Source organism: Bacillus sp. N12A5 (assembly GCF_026790125.1).
Taxonomy (GTDB): Bacteria; Bacillota; Bacilli; order Bacillales; family Bacillaceae; genus Bacillus.
Map to the genome: position 1 here is coordinate 134,841 of NZ_JALAMR010000005.1, position 14,459 is coordinate 149,299.

16 protein-coding genes are annotated in these 14,459 nt (G+C 43.2%); all 16 read right to left on the reverse strand.

Going from position 1 to position 14,459, the window contains the following annotated elements; all coding sequences use genetic code 11:
* Nucleotide 1 precedes the first annotated feature (1 nt).
* Nucleotides 2-754 carry an indole-3-glycerol phosphate synthase TrpC gene (trpC, locus tag MOC09_RS06655; RefSeq protein ID WP_268360314.1) on the reverse strand — a complete coding sequence of 251 codons (753 nt, stop codon included), beginning with the start codon at nt 752-754 and terminating at the stop codon, nt 2-4.
* Nucleotides 747-1,763, reverse strand: coding sequence for an anthranilate phosphoribosyltransferase (gene trpD / locus MOC09_RS06660; RefSeq protein WP_268369977.1), 1,017 nt, complete (start codon nt 1,761-1,763; stop codon nt 747-749). The genes trpC and trpD overlap by 8 nt, the downstream gene beginning before the upstream one ends.
* On the reverse strand, nt 1,735-3,282 hold the full coding sequence (gene trpE, locus MOC09_RS06665) for an anthranilate synthase component I (RefSeq protein WP_268360312.1): 1,548 nt from the start codon (nt 3,280-3,282) through the stop codon (nt 1,735-1,737). The genes trpD and trpE overlap by 29 nt, the downstream gene beginning before the upstream one ends.
* A gap of 212 nt (nt 3,283-3,494) precedes the next feature.
* Nucleotides 3,495-3,878, reverse strand: coding sequence for a chorismate mutase (gene aroH / locus MOC09_RS06670; RefSeq protein WP_268362822.1), 384 nt, complete (start codon nt 3,876-3,878; stop codon nt 3,495-3,497).
* A complete protein-coding gene (gene aroB / locus MOC09_RS06675; protein WP_268362823.1) occupies nt 3,875-4,963 on the reverse strand; it encodes a 3-dehydroquinate synthase in 1,089 nt (362 codons plus the stop codon). Before aroB ends, aroH begins: the two co-directional genes overlap by 4 nt.
* Nucleotides 4,963-6,135 carry a chorismate synthase gene (gene aroC / locus MOC09_RS06680; RefSeq protein WP_268362825.1) on the reverse strand — a complete coding sequence of 391 codons (1,173 nt, stop codon included), beginning with the start codon at nt 6,133-6,135 and terminating at the stop codon, nt 4,963-4,965. The genes aroB and aroC overlap by 1 nt, the downstream gene beginning before the upstream one ends.
* Before the next feature lie 74 nt (nt 6,136-6,209).
* The gene (cheR, locus tag MOC09_RS06685; protein ID WP_268362826.1) at nt 6,210-6,980 is read right to left on the reverse strand and encodes a protein-glutamate O-methyltransferase CheR; all 771 of its coding nucleotides are present in this window, start codon (nt 6,978-6,980) and stop codon (nt 6,210-6,212) included.
* A gap of 235 nt (nt 6,981-7,215) precedes the next feature.
* Complete coding sequence (gene ndk, locus MOC09_RS06690) at nt 7,216-7,665, reverse strand: nucleoside-diphosphate kinase (RefSeq protein WP_079287909.1); 450 nt, start codon at nt 7,663-7,665, stop codon at nt 7,216-7,218.
* Between the two features lie 115 nt (nt 7,666-7,780).
* A complete protein-coding gene (hepT, locus tag MOC09_RS06695; RefSeq protein ID WP_003246013.1) occupies nt 7,781-8,743 on the reverse strand; it encodes a heptaprenyl diphosphate synthase component II in 963 nt (320 codons plus the stop codon).
* Between the two features lie 25 nt (nt 8,744-8,768).
* Entirely contained in the window at nt 8,769-9,470 is a 702-nt protein-coding gene (menG, locus tag MOC09_RS06700; protein WP_268359865.1) for a demethylmenaquinone methyltransferase, read from the reverse strand.
* Nucleotides 9,471-9,476: 6 nt separating this feature from the next.
* Nucleotides 9,477-10,232: a heptaprenyl diphosphate synthase component 1 gene (gene hepS / locus MOC09_RS06705; RefSeq protein WP_268359864.1), complete on the reverse strand. Its 756-nt coding sequence runs from the start codon at nt 10,230-10,232 to the stop codon at nt 9,477-9,479.
* A gap of 163 nt (nt 10,233-10,395) precedes the next feature.
* On the reverse strand, nt 10,396-10,623 hold the full coding sequence (mtrB, locus tag MOC09_RS06710; protein ID WP_003225517.1) for a trp RNA-binding attenuation protein MtrB: 228 nt from the start codon (nt 10,621-10,623) through the stop codon (nt 10,396-10,398).
* 21 nt (nt 10,624-10,644) lie between these two features.
* Nucleotides 10,645-11,217 carry a GTP cyclohydrolase I FolE gene (gene folE / locus MOC09_RS06715; RefSeq protein ID WP_173614163.1) on the reverse strand — a complete coding sequence of 191 codons (573 nt, stop codon included), beginning with the start codon at nt 11,215-11,217 and terminating at the stop codon, nt 10,645-10,647.
* Nucleotides 11,218-11,405: 188 nt separating this feature from the next.
* Complete coding sequence (hbs, locus tag MOC09_RS06720) at nt 11,406-11,684, reverse strand: non-specific DNA-binding protein Hbs (RefSeq protein WP_003153447.1); 279 nt, start codon at nt 11,682-11,684, stop codon at nt 11,406-11,408.
* 373 nt (nt 11,685-12,057) lie between these two features.
* A complete protein-coding gene (spoIVA, locus tag MOC09_RS06725; protein ID WP_010330503.1) occupies nt 12,058-13,536 on the reverse strand; it encodes a stage IV sporulation protein A in 1,479 nt (492 codons plus the stop codon).
* A 182-nt stretch (nt 13,537-13,718) separates the two neighbouring features.
* Entirely contained in the window at nt 13,719-14,453 is a 735-nt protein-coding gene (locus MOC09_RS06730) for a hypothetical protein (protein ID WP_268369980.1), read from the reverse strand.
* Nucleotides 14,454-14,459 lie beyond the last annotated feature (6 nt).

Sequence of the window (14,459 nt, forward strand, 5' to 3'; positions counted from 1 at the left end):
ATCACTCTCCAAACAAAGCATGGATTGCCTTTTGCTGTGATGTTTGTCTCATCAATGATTCACCGATAAGCACAGCTCGTGCCCCTTGTTCTTTGACAAATGTTAAATGTTCTAAAGAACCGATTCCGCTTTCGCTGACAAGCAGTGATTCTTTCGGAACGAGAGATGCGATTTGTTCTGTCTGCTTAATAGATGTTTCAAATGTTTTTAGGTTTCGATTGTTTATGCCGAGAATATCAGGCGTGAACACTTTCAATATTTGTTCTAGCGTGGATGCATCATGAACTTCCACTAACACGTCCAGCTCCTTTTCACCTGCTTCAAGATATAATTCATGGAGGTGTAAGGGATCAAGCACCTCGCCGATTAACAATATGGCATCCGCTCCGATTCTTTTCGATTCCTCCACTTGGAGAGAATCAATAATAAAATCTTTTCTGAGTACCGGAATTGAAACAGTTCGCTTTACGTCTGATAAATAGCTGTTTTCCCCTTGAAAAAACGGGGTGTCTGTTAAAACAGACAGCGCATCTGCCTGCGCAGTTTCATAGTCTGCTGCAATCTGCTCAGGGACAAAATCCTTTTTAATAAGCCCTTTTGACGGCGACGCTTTCTTTACTTCGGCAATCAACCCGATAAACCGATTCGGACTTGCCAGCGCCTCTTTAAAAGAACGTTTTTCGAAAGGCTGCTCTTCCGGCAGAACCAGTGTTTTCACTTCTTCTTTCTTTTGTTTAATGATGTTTTCAAGCATAGATCTCTTCCTCTTTCTGCTTCAGTCGCTCAAGCTGCGCGGCAGCGCCTCCGCTTGTAATTGTCTCTAACGCCAGCTCCGTTCCTTCCTTCAGTGAGGCGGTTATCCCCGCCGTGTATATCGCCGCACCTGCATTTAAAGCAGTAATAGATAAAGCGGAACTGCTGCTTTTATTTTTAAAAATATTCTGAATGAGACAGGCACTCTCTTTCGGTGACTGCACCTGTAAATCTTCAAGTCTGCCATTTGTGAAACCGAACTCTTCGGGTGAAACCGTATATTCACGGCGCTCTCCGTCCTTTAATTCAATCACATCAGTCGGTGCTGTAATTGAAAGCTCATCTAAACCGTCACGGCTTGATACGAACATGACATGCTTCGGCTGAAACGTTTCCAGTGCGCTTGCCATCAGTCTTGCTTTTCCAGCGGAATAAACCCCAATCACCTGACGCTTCGCCTGCAAAGGATTGCTGAGCGGCCCGAGCAGATTAAATACCGTTCTGAATCCTAGTTCTTTTCTAGTACCTGCTACATGTTTCATAGATGAATGATAAAGGGGTGCAAAAAGAAATCCCATGTTGTTAGTTTCAATGCTTCTTTTGACTTTTTCGGGAGTAGTTTGAATTGGAACCTCTAGCTCCTCTAAAACATCAGCGCTTCCGCTTTTAGAAGAGACAGAGCGATTGCCGTGTTTAGCGATTTTCGCACCTGCTGCCGAGGCAACAATTGCCGATGCGGTTGAGATATTAAAAGTGGAAATACCGTCTCCCCCGGTTCCGCAGGTATCAACCACATCAGAAAGTCCATCTACTGTTAGAGCGCGTGCCCGCATCGCTTTCATAAAGCCTGTGAGCTCTTCGGGTGTTTCTCCGCGATGAGCAAGGATAGATAATATACCGCCCATTTCAGAAGGAGTCATTTCCGCTGTCATCATCATATTCATTAGCGATTCAGCATCACCTGCAGTAAGTGTTTTTCCGTCAACGCACAATTGTAGAAATTTGTTCATGAGCTTCATCCTCCTTGCTATGGAACATGTCTTCTGCAATATGAATCGTTTTCAGCAGAGCACCTGCTTTATTACAGCTTTCCTCGTATTCGGCTTCCGGAACAGAATCCGCAACAATGCCAGCACCTGCCTGTATTGATGCAACACCGTTCTTTATGCTCATTGTGCGAATCGTAATACAAGAGTCGATGTTTCCATCAAATCCGATGTAGGCGATGCAGCCACCGTATGTCTCTCTCGGTGTCGGCTCCAGTTCTTGCAAAAGCTGCATAGCACGGATTTTTGGAGCGCCAGTTAACGTTCCCGCCGGGAATGCGGACATCAGTGCATCAACAGGATGGACGCCTTCTTTCAATCGTCCCGTAACTACTGAGATAATGTGCATCACATGCGAAAAGGAGACAATTTTTGTGAACTCAGGCACAGACACAGATCCATACTCTGCCACTCGGCCGATATCGTTCCGGGCTAGATCAACTAACATGTAGTGCTCAGCTTTTTCCTTTTCATCCTTCATCAGCTCAATCTTGAGTTTTTCATCTTCCTCTTTGTCTGCGCCCCGTTTTCTCGTTCCGGCAATCGGATGGATTTCCAAGTGCCCGTCCTGAACGTGGATTAAACGTTCAGGAGAGCTGCCGACGATTTCTCTGTCTTGGAGTTTCATATAATACATGTACGGAGAAGGATTGACGATGCGCAGCACTCTGTATAACTCAAAGGCATCTGCTGCTACCGGAACCTCAAATTTTTGTGACAAAACGCCTTGGAAGATATCTCCCGCTTTTATATATTCTTTGATTTTTTCTACATCAGCCATAAAAGCCGCTTTTTCATAATTAGAAGTGACTGTCTCAAAGCTGGGCGTCTGATATGAATCAGCAGAGAGAAACAGTTCTTTGATGTTTTTTTGATTCATCATTTTTTCAATGAGAACTTGCAGCTCTTGATGACTTTGGTTAAATACATCGATTTTTTCGTTTTCTGTTTCCTGTCCATTGAGCCTTGCATATTGGATAAAGTGGACATTTTTGGTTTCATGATCATACGCAATTAATGTCCGGCAAACAAAAAGCATACACTTTTCCATTTCTGTTTCTTTTGGATGCGGTGGAACAGATGGCTCAATCAGCGGGATCATATCATAGCTTAAGTACCCGACAGCTCCGCCTACAAAAGGAATGCCCAGTTCTGGCGTTTTGATTTTGTACGTGGTCTTCATCCAGTTCAGAACTTCTTTCAGTTCATTTCCTGTGTAAAGAGATCTGCCGTCCTGATCAGCGGCTGAAAAACAGCTATGCTCTTCTTTAATTGTGAGAAATGGATTCAAACCGATAAATGAATATCTTGACCATTTGGATGTATCATCCTTGCTTTCAAGAAGATACGTGATCTCCCTGTCGAGCTTCTCTATCATTTGAATGGGTGTCAGCGTATCGACTGTGAAGGTCTCCACAATCGGTATGGTGTGGTGGGACAAGCTGTCCCGCAAAAACGCAGAAATGTTTGATTGGAAATTCATTGCTCTCACTCCTTATGGCAAGGAGAATGAGAAGATGGCATGAGAGGAAAAAAATGATATAACAAATAAACCCAAAAGAAAGGCTCTTTTGGGTAGAATAAACATACGTGTCTCAGCTCAACTACACTCATTCTCTGCTACCCTATTCTCTAACTCAACTCTTCAATCGCTTTATACACACTCTTGTGTATTTCTAAGCTGTTCCTATCGTATTACAATTCAGTATTTTTTGTCAATGATAAATCAGGTCTTAAAACGACGGCTTTTTCTAAATATACATGTCTGATCTGATCTTGAGGGACATCTGTCTGGACGGTCATCATGACTCTTATGCACTTTTTCAGACCGCCGGTTACGTCCATTTCCTGCATACAGGTTACCGGCACATATTGCCAGCCTGAAAGCTCGCGAACAGCTTTTGCCGGGAAAACGGAGTGCAAATCAGGTGTCGCCGAAAGAAGCATTTGAACAACATCTTCCGGTTTTGTATTGTTTTCTTCTATGATTTTCTCCAGCAGCTGTTTTGTTTTTTGTAAAATTTCTTCTTCAGTATCTTGTTCAACTGTAGTTGCTCCGCGAATTCCGCGAATCATCATGATGTCTCCTCCAATCGCCATTTGTTCAGCCAGCTCTCAAGTTCATTTCTGGAAAATGTGTGATCAGCAACTTTTCCTAGTTCGTTGAGCACGATAAACTGAATCTTCCCGCCGCGGGTTTTTTTATCATTCATCATACGGTCTAAAAGAACCGAAGTTTCCGTCTCTTTTTTGATTTGACTTGGATACCCCAAGCTTTGTAGCCAGCTGACCAGATGGTTTCTATCCATTTCACAGCCAGCAGTTTTTTCGCTTATATATAAAGCAAACTGCATTCCAAGGGCTACAGCATCACCGTGAGTGATCTGTCCGTATCCATATTCCGCTTCAACAGCATGGCCGAGCGTATGTCCGAAGTTTAAGTAAGCTCTGATTCCCTCTTCTTTTTCATCCTGCTGAACGACAGACGCTTTAATTGAAATCCCTTTAAAAATCATGTCATTCAGCTGATCACTAGTGATATCGTTTAGTGAGCGGATGTTCAGCAGCTCTTCCAGAAACGCTCTGTCATAGATAAACGCGTGTTTAATCACTTCTGCCATTCCAGACCGAAGCTCTTTTTCGGGCAGAGAACGCAGGAAATCCGTATCATAGAGCACGGCTTTCGGCTGATAAAACGCACCAATTAGATTTTTTCCGAGCGGATGATTCACAGCTACTTTTCCTCCGACTGCGCTATCATGCGCCAAAAGCGTCGTAGGCATTTGAATGAAATCAATGCCGCGCATAAAAGTGGCAGCCACAAAACCGGCAAGATCTCCTACAACACCGCCTCCGAATGCGATGATGCATGAGGAGCGATCCATATGAAAACGAATCGCTTCACTTTGCAGTTTCGTGTACATGTCCATGGATTTCGCCTGCTCTCCGCTCGGAACCGTCACTTTTTTTACGGGCCATTTTTCTTGGAGCAAATGAAGCATTTCATCACCATACAGGCGGTCCACCTCTTCATCTGTGACAAGCATAATCCGTGTTAAAGGCCTGTTTAGAGAGGTTAATAGATCACAAGCCTCTTTTCTGATGCCCTGACCGATAAAAACAGGATACGACGAGGAAGCGGTTTGAACATGCAGTGTTCTCATTAAAATTCCCTCGACAGTTTTCTCATATTCTCCACATTTTCTCTAATACGGTCGATTTGATCTAAGCCGAATTGTTCAACGACTGCATTCGCAATTTCCCATGCAACAGCAGCTTCAGCTACTACACTTGCTGCAGGCACTGCACAGCTGTCTGACCGTTCAATGCTGGCAGAAAACGGTTCTTTCGTTTCGATATCCACACTCTTCAGCGGTTTATACAATGTCGGAATCGGCTTCATAACTCCGCGGACGATAATCGGCATTCCTGTCGTCATGCCGCCTTCCAGTCCTCCAAGTCTATTGGTGGCGCGAGTATAGCCCTTTTCCTCGTCCCAAATGATCTCGTCATGGACTTCGCTTCCATTTCTGCCGGCCGCTTCAAACCCGATGCCGAATTCCACACCTTTAAATGCGTTAATTGACAGCACCGCAGCAGCAAGCTTGCTGTCCAGCTTGCGGTCATAATGGACGTAGCTGCCAACGCCTACCGGCATTCCCTCGACAATGACTTCTACAATTCCGCCGATAGAATCTCCGTTTGCTTTTGCTTCATCAATGGCAGCCATCATTTTTATGCCTGCTTCTTCATCGTAGCATCTGACCGGAGACTCCTCCGTTACACGCTGCAGGTCTTCAATTGACGTATAATCAGTTTTTTCCGCTTTAACTGCGCCGATTTGCAATACATGGCCCGCCACCTTAATGCCAAGCTCGGAAAGAATTTTTTTAGCAACAGCCCCTGCAGCCACTCTGACAGTGGTTTCCCTTGCTGAAGAGCGCTCAAGCACATTTCTCATATCACGATGATTATATTTAATCGCACCGTTTAAGTCAGCGTGCCCAGGCCTTGGTCTGGAAATTTGGCGTTTCATTTCCTTTTCTTCATCTTCTGTAATCGGAGCCGCACCCATGATTTTTGTCCAGTGTTTCCAATCATTGTTTTCTACTACGAGAGCAATTGGTGAACCGAGTGTACGGGCATGGCGGACACCGCTCATAATTTTGGCCTGGTCTTTTTCGATCTGCATACGGCGGCCGCGGCCATGGCCTTTTTGGCGTCTGGCAAGCTCAAAATTGATATCGTCCTCCGTTATGTAAAGCCCGGCAGGCACACCTTCAATAATAGTTGTCAGTTGGGGGCCGTGTGATTCTCCGGCTGTTAAATATCTCATGACTTCTTCTCCCTTCATCGCATTAACGCTTTTAAGTAAGACTACTATAACATATTTTTCAGCAAAAAGTCAGTCTATCTTTTTTGATAAAAGAATGTATCAGCTGGTGCCAGGCCAAATTTCTCAGGATTGAAGATTTGCTCGGTGCTCCCGACAAACAGTACTCCATTCTTTTTCAGACTATGTGCCATTTTTAAATAAAGCTCTTCCTTTGCGCTTTCTGTAAAATAAATAAATACATTTCGGCACACGATTAAGTCAAAGTCTTGTTCATATCGATCCGCCAGCAGATTGTGCTTTCTAAATGTTATATGCTTTTTGATATCCGGTTTTACTTCATAACTCCCATTTGCATTTTGAGTAAAATAACGATTTTTCACAGATGATGGCACTTCCTGTAAAGACCGCTCCTGGTAAACGCCTTTTTTCGCCTTCTCCAATGCTTTGTCATCAATATCAGTCGCCAGAATCTGAAAACCGGGAAGACCTTTTTGCTGATCCAAAAGCATGGCAAGTGTATAAGGCTCCTCCCCTGTCGAACAGGCGGCACTCCATATCTTTAAAGGCTTAGAATGCTTGATTAACGGCAGAATAGCAGTTTCAAGAACTTCCCATCTTTTATAATTACGATAAAATTCTGAAACATTGATTGTCATTCTGTCCAATGTTTCATTTAAGAGGGCTTGATCCTTTTCCAATGCTGCCGCAAAATCCTTAAAGCTTTGAAACCCCTTTTTCTCATAAAGCGAAGTCAGTCTTCTTTTCATTTGCGCTTCTTTATATAATGTCAAATCGACTCCGGTTAATTGTTTCCACTTCGTTGTAAATACGCTGTATGTATCCATCTCTACTCTCCCAGTCTCGCTGTCTTTTTGTCCTAGTATAGCTTGTTTTATCAGGAAATTGTATTGTTTCAATAAAAAAATCAGCTTTTCAGCTGATTTCAGATCGTCGGGAAAGGCAGAATACAGATGCATACTGCCAATAAACCCTTTATTCACTTCAATGTAAACCTTTACAAAATAAATCGAAAACCGGCGGCGTTACTTGGTGCCGGCTCTGTTGCTTATTTCTCAATGATTAATAGATCCAGCCTGCCATGAGCTGTTGATATGATACTAATTCTTCATTCTTAAAGAAAATGTTAATCTCGCGTTCAGCACTTTCGAGAGAATCAGAGCCGTGAATGATGTTTTTTCCGACAAACATGCCGTAATCTCCCCGAATCGTACCAGGCAAAGCTTCTTTAGGATTTGTCTTTCCGATTAGCTGTCTCGTTACTTCAATGACATTTTCGCCTTCCCAAACCATTGCAAATACAGGTCCTGAAGTAATAAACTCAACGAGCTCTCCGAAGAAAGGCTTCCCTTGATGTTCGGCGTAGTGTTTCTCAGCCATTGGTTCAGTCACTCTCATTAACTTGGCGCCAGCTAATTGTAAGCCCTTACGTTCAAATCTGGATAAAATGTCTCCAATGAGCTGACGTTGGACTCCGTCTGGTTTCACCATGATAAACGTTTTTTCCATCACATTCTCCACCCCATCATTATGTATGTATAGGCTTTCACACTGCTCACCGAAATCGTAACATCTTTCTGATAATTAATCAATCCGGGGTGGAGAAATTTCTTAATATCTACAAAAATTAAAATTTTCTTTTACCGATATATTTTGCGATGGCTGCAAGTGACGAACGTGCACGCCCTCTCGGAAGCGTGTTTAATTTCTGGAATGCTTTCTGAAGATACATTTCGCTTACTGCCATAGATGCTTCAATTGCATCTGTTTTTTTGATTTCTTCAATGATCGGTTCAAGCTGTTCCTGCGTTGTCTCGCTGTTTATCAATTTAAGCTGATTTTTTAATGCTGGATTTTTCAGGGCATACAGCACGGGCAATGTGACATTCCCTTGAAGCAAATCCCCTCCAACCGGTTTGCCCAGCTCTTCCTCAGTTGAAGTAAAATCTAGAATATCATCAATAATTTGATAAGACATGCCGACGTAATACCCAAACCAGTAAAGCGCCTTATGGATCTTTTCATCAGCTCCGGAGGCAATAGCACCGAGCTGGCAGCTGACCGCGATCAGAAGCGCCGTTTTTCTTTTGATACGGCGGAGATATGTTCTGAGATTTTGTTCCATGTTGTATTTGTCTTTGATCTGCTCGATTTCCCCTAGACAAACTTCAACAATGGTTTGTGACAAAATCCTATGGGCTTTCGGTTCGTTAATTCTCGTCATCATTTCTAGAGATCCCGCAAGCATATAATCTCCAGTGTACATCGCAATGCGATTGTCCCACTTTGCTTTGATTGTCGGCTTCCCTCTCCGAAGTTCCGCATCGTCAATGACATCATCATGAACCAAAGATGCCATGTGAATCATCTCCAAAGTGACGGCGACATATTTAATCTTATTAATATCGTAATCGCCAAACATACCGGAAAGCAGCACGAAGACAGGCCGAATACGCTTTCCTCCTGCCTGCAGCAGGTGAAGACCTGCCTCGCTTAAAAGCGGATAATCGGAACGTACGGTTTGTTCAAGTTCTCTTTCGATCACATCTATATCGTCATTTAAAAAAGAGTAGGCCATTTTAAATTTCATATCATTCACCCAAACATCTGTGTTTTCATTTCCATCCGATATGCGTGGCAGCGACTCCGCCAGTAAACGAATGATATTGGACATTTTTCAAGCCCGCCTCTTCAAACAGGCCTGCCAGCTCCTTCATTCCAGGGAACTCTCTGGCTGATTCTTGAAGCCATGAATATTCTTTATAGCTTTTCGCAAACAGTTTTCCGAAAAACGGCATAATATACTTAAAGTACATGAAGTAAGCCTGTCTGAATCCGAACATTTCCGGCTGGGACGTTTCCAGACAAACCACCTGTCCGCCCGGCTTCACCACACGTCTCATCTCTTTCAGTACAGTCAAGTAATCAGGAACATTGCGGAGTCCGAAGCCGATCGTGACATAATCAAACGTATCATCTTCAAAAGGAAGCTCCATCGCATTTCCATGCAGCAATTCAATTTGGCTGAAACCGCCGTCTTTTACTTTTTCCTGGCCGACACTCAGCATATTCTCACTGAAATCCAATCCCTTGATCTCGCCGCTTTTGCCGGCTGCTTTAGCAAGAGCGATTGTCCAGTCAGCCGTACCGCAGCATACATCAAGTGCCTTGGCGCCTTCTTTTACATCCATAATGCGCATCGTTTTATCACGCCATTTTTTATGCTGCTGAAAACTGATGACAGAGTTCATTTGGTCGTAGTTTTTATATATTTTTTCAAATACTCCGTGTACGCGCTGTTCTTTTGAGTCCTGCATAATGGTTTACCCTTCTTCCACTTTCTGATGATAAGTTTGATCTTGACTGATTGTCTTCAGGCGGTTTAATAAAATATGCTGAATAGGTGAATTTAGAGGCAAAAGTGACTCAATGCTGTTTTTCGCTTTTTTAAAACAATCTTCTAGTATCTCTTCTTTTGTTTTTCCCAGCTGTATAAAACTGCCGATCACATCCAGAAATGTATCATTTCCATTTATAAGCCGCTTAAATACAAAAAAATCACTCGACAGCTTTTTCCACCGCGGGAGGTTGAAGTGTTCCGCCACCCGATGGAATAAGGCAGATTCAACGATGCCGACACTTTCAAAGAAATCGTGTTCATCCTTGAAAGAACGGTCATAGAGACGAATTTTATGTTCATTGATTTCTTTGATGGCTGTAGCAAGCGTCCGGATCATATAGATATCCTTCATTTCAGATAGCAGAGAGTAGTACAGCCCGCTGAAATAATCGCCCGCGAGAACAGTCAATTGGCGGTTTTTGTTTTCGTCTCGTTTGATGACTCTTGCTGTCGTCACTTCATCATGGGTATCAAGGGCGCTTTGTACAAGCATCGCTGTTACAATATAATTTTCTCTGTCATTGTTTTTTATGTCAGCTTCCTCAAATAAAGCATGAAAAAGAAGAAGCTTATCCTCATCAATTTTTGGCGCAGAAATATGTTTCGCTAAATAAGGATGAGACAGCTTTTGTTTTAATTTCGTGTTCAGATTGGCTAAAGTTCCGTAGATGTCTTGCAAAAATATCACCCTTGTCCCCAAATTCACATTTATTTCTTAATCTATGTATGAGTTTTATCTTTTCATTCACTTACGCAGGTATCATTATAGCATAAAAAAAAGAAATTGGCTGTATCCTCCCGCTGTTTGCGAGCATTTGCTATTAACAGCGGGGACAGCCAGCTTATTTTTTTTCGCTTTTCATTTCTCCGTAAGCGGTTTGAATGAGTGCCTCTCCTCTGACTTTAATGGCAGAAGTATGCTCTGTAAACTGAGCGATGATTACTTCTCCCTTGTCAAGTTTTTCGGAATGGTGAAACTTTGTGTCTGTTCCTCTCGTCAGGCCAATCACATTCACTCCATCCTCAACCGCTTTAATGACAACAAAATCACTTGAATGCTTTTCGTTCATTTATAGCACCCTCTATCTTTATTAGTCCTGGCGTTTAATATGTTCCAATACTTCAGCCCTTGCAGCCGCATCATCCTTAAAAACGCCTCTGACTGCTGAAGTGACAGTTTTTGCACCTGGTTTTCTTACACCGCGCATCGTCATGCACATATGTTCTGCTTCAACCACTACCATTACGCCATGCGGGTCAAGCGTATCTACGATGCTTTCGGCAATTGTAGAAGTAATGCGTTCCTGAAGCTGCGGACGCTTTGCAACGGCTTCCACGGCACGTGCCAGTTTGCTGAGCCCTGTGACCTTTCCGCCTCGCGGTATATATGCAACGTGTGCTTTTCCATAAAAGGGAACGAGGTGATGCTCACACATAGAATGAAACGCGATGTCTTTTACAAGAACAAGCTCCTCATGGTTTTCACCGAAGATAGTCTGGAAATGTTCTTTTGGATCTTCATTCAAGCCGGAGAATACTTCGGCATACATCTTTGCGACTCTTTTCGGAGTATCAAGAAGCCCTTCTCTATTCGGGTCTTCTCCGATCGCTTCTAAAATTTGACGAACAGCTTGTTCGATTTGCTCTTTATTAACTTCTTTCATGTTCTATGTCCTCCACCAATGAATACATTTAATTTCGATTCTAGCACACATGCCCCGCTAAAAGCAAAGTGAATGCCCTGTCAGGAAGCCCATGCTCTTGAAATATGAAAAGCCCCTTGGAAAGGGGCTTTTCTGTGAAGAAATAAAAGTGTATGTAAGCTAGATGCATACACGATCTATATTCACAATTATTTTCCGGCAACTGCGTCTTTAAGCGCTTTACCTGGTTTGAAAGCAGGTACTTTGCTTGCTGGAATTTCGATTTCTTCACCTGTTTGAGGGTTGCGTCCTTTACGTGCAGAACGTTCACGCACCTCGAAGTTACCAAAACCGATCAGTTGGATTTTATCACCGTTTTTAAGTGCATCTAAGATCGTATCAAAAACAGAGTCAACTGCTTTTGTAGCGTCTTTTTTAGACAATTCGCTTGCTTCTGCAACCGCATTGATAAGTTCTGTTTTGTTCATGCCTTTCACCTCCTCCCAAAAGGAATACATTCAGTTCGTTTATTATCATTTCTTCACAGTTCAGTCTGATTCTAAACCTGTCCCAGAAAAAAATCAGAGCAGGCAAGAGAAAGACAATTAAACGGCTTTTAAGAAAAACTGCACCTTGAGGAATGTTTGTCCAACAAAGTGAAGAATTTCTGTATGTAGAGTAACACATATAAAAAGCCATATCAAGCATTTTAAAGCGTCAATCCCTTGCTCGTCAAGGATTTAACGAGATTTATCGAACAAATATTCCTTTTTTTCCTTTTTTCATCCTATTCCTTGATCCTTTTCCATTATTAAGAGCAAAGAAAAAAGACCTCCCATTCTATAAAGAGGTCTTTCGGTACTACAGGATGATGGCGATTAAGCCGCCTGAGCCTTCGTTTATAATTCTTTCTAATGTTTCTTTTAATTTGTACCGGGCGTTTTCAGGCATTAGTGACAGCTTTGCCTGAATCCCTTCTCTCACAATTGAGCTCAGCGATCTTCCAAAGATATCGGAGTTCCAGATGGAGAGCGGATCATCCTCAAAGTCCTGCATTAAATAGCGTACAAGCTCTTCGCTTTGTTTTTCCGTTCCGATAATTGGCGCGAATTCGCTTTCGACGTCTACTTTGATCATATGAATCGACGGAGCGACAGCTTTCAGCCTCACACCGAATCGTGAGCCCTGCCGTATAATTTCTGGCTCATCCAGGCTCATATCAGTTAGAGCAGGCGCTGCAATTCCGTATCCCGTCTGTTTAACCATTTTTAAGGCATCGGACACTTGATCATATTCTGTTTTCGCATGAGCAAAGTCCTGCATGAGCTCAAGCAGGTGGTCTCTTCCTCTGATCTCAACGCCCACCACTTCTTTCAGGATTTGGTCATATAAATGGTCCGGCGCGTACAAATCAATTTCAGCAACCCCTTGGCCCAGCTCGATTCCGGCTAACCCGGCACTTTCAATGAACTCAAACTCGCTGAATTGGCCGACAACCCGGTCTACATCCCGGAGACGTTTAATATCCTTAACGGTTTCCTTCACAGATTCCTGATAGCTTTCACGCAGCCAATGGTTTTCTTTCAGCACCATTACCCAGCTTGGGAGATTGACATTTACCTCAAGCACCGGAAACTCGTAGAGGGCCTCTCTGAGCACACTCAGCACATCTGATTCCCGCATGCTTTCCACGCTCATGGCCAAAACCGGGATATCATATTTTTCACTTAAATCCTGGCGCATCGCTTCTGTTTCCGGGTGATACGGCCTCACTGAGTTGATGACCATAATAAAGGGTTTGCCAACCTCTTTCAGCTCTTCAATAACTCTTTCTTCAGCCTCTATATAGTCGCTTCTGGCAATATCTCCAATGGTGCCGTCTGTTGTAATGACAACACCGATGGTCGAGTGTTCTTGAATGACTTTTCGCGTGCCGATTTCAGCAGCCTCATGAAATGGGATCGGTTCTTCGTACCAAGGCGTATTAATCATCCGCGGCCCGTTTTCATCTTCATAGCCTTTGGCGCCGGGCACTGTGTAGCCTACACAATCTACTAATCTTATATTGACATCGAGTCCGTCTGATACATGAACAGACATCGCCTGATTCGGAACAAATTTAGGCTCTGTAGTCATAATCGTTTTGCCGGCCGCGCTTTGCGGCAGTTCATCCTGCGCACGAGCCCGGTCTGCTTCGTTACTGATATTCGGGAGCACCACAAGCTCCATAAATTTTTTAATAAACGTGGATTTTCCTGTACGGACAGCACCTACGACTCCTAAGTATATATCGCCTCCTGTTCGTTCAGCGATATCCTTGAAAATATCGACCTTTTCCAAGTGATCCCCTCCCGGACTTCCTATCCTTATCAATTTTATTAAGCTCTTTCAATCAAACACAGGACACTATATGTGTATGACGTTGTCCTATTTCAATATGACATCTTTAGAAAATTTCCCAGCCTCAATCTATTAAAGTATAAAAAAACCTTTCTCCCTATTTGTATGCAAGGGAGAAAGGTTCATTCCTTTTTCATATCATTTTCTAAAAAAACAGGTTCCTGTTTGTCATTTACCGTATATTTCACAGAAAACGCGGGGACAAAGGGAGTTTCTTGCCAAATCATATCCTGGATTTGAGATCCGGGTTTAAACGTTTTGTTGCTTTTTTTGAGGCAGGAAGCCAGCTCAGTCCGGTAATCAGCATATATTTCTCCGTCTCCGTCTATCATAAGCGGCAAGGAATTCCCTGAGATTGGGCTTGTCACAGTAAGAGAGCTTCCATCCCCGAGCTTCTTCTCATCGAGTGTAAATAAATCGCGTGATAGCACATCCTTGTAAGGCGGATATCGATGCTCCTGGCGGTACATTTGAACGCGTAATTTCACATCGCGGATTTTTTCAGCCATTTTTAGGTCAATCAATTTAACAGTTGGATCGTTCTCTACGTCTACAAGCACGTATTGATAGTCTCCCCCGCTTTCATATGCCGTGCTTGGGGGTTCGGCCATATATCTAGGCGCTAAACGGTTAAAGTCTATCGGATATTTTTGATATAGCGGTGTCGACATATCTTTTGTTTGAATGGGAAGCAGCCCTCCATTTGCCTTTTGAAATTCATCAACAGCTGACTGGACCTGCTTCAGCTGATCCTGATAAGGAATGGCATGTACACTGCTTTTCCGCTCATTTGGATATAAACATCCCGATAAAAACACGACTGCCGCAAAAATCATAGCGCACTTCAGTTTACCCATACAGCA

Coding starts and splice junctions, on each gene's coding strand:
- trpC (WP_268360314.1), bottom strand. CDS start 754: ATGCTTGAAAACATCATTAAACAAAAGAAAGAAGAAGTGAAAACACTG.
- trpD (WP_268369977.1), bottom strand. CDS start 1,763: ATGAACAAATTTCTACAATTGTGCGTTGACGGAAAAACACTTACTGCA.
- trpE (WP_268360312.1), bottom strand. CDS start 3,282: ATGAATTTCCAATCAAACATTTCTGCGTTTTTGCGGGACAGCTTGTCC.
- aroH (WP_268362822.1), bottom strand. CDS start 3,878: ATGATGATTCGCGGAATTCGCGGAGCAACTACAGTTGAACAAGATACT.
- aroB (WP_268362823.1), bottom strand. CDS start 4,963: ATGAGAACACTGCATGTTCAAACCGCTTCCTCGTCGTATCCTGTTTTT.
- aroC (WP_268362825.1), bottom strand. CDS start 6,135: ATGAGATATTTAACAGCCGGAGAATCACACGGCCCCCAACTGACAACT.
- cheR (WP_268362826.1), bottom strand. CDS start 6,980: ATGGATACATACAGCGTATTTACAACGAAGTGGAAACAATTAACCGGA.
- hepT (WP_003246013.1), bottom strand. CDS start 8,743: ATGAAATTTAAAATGGCCTACTCTTTTTTAAATGACGATATAGATGTG.
- menG (WP_268359865.1), bottom strand. CDS start 9,470: ATGCAGGACTCAAAAGAACAGCGCGTACACGGAGTATTTGAAAAAATA.
- mtrB (WP_003225517.1), bottom strand. CDS start 10,623: ATGAACGAAAAGCATTCAAGTGATTTTGTTGTCATTAAAGCGGTTGAG.
- folE (WP_173614163.1), bottom strand. CDS start 11,217: ATGAAAGAAGTTAATAAAGAGCAAATCGAACAAGCTGTTCGTCAAATT.
- hbs (WP_003153447.1), bottom strand. CDS start 11,684: ATGAACAAAACAGAACTTATCAATGCGGTTGCAGAAGCAAGCGAATTG.
- MOC09_RS06730 (WP_268369980.1), bottom strand. CDS start 14,453: ATGGGTAAACTGAAGTGCGCTATGATTTTTGCGGCAGTCGTGTTTTTA.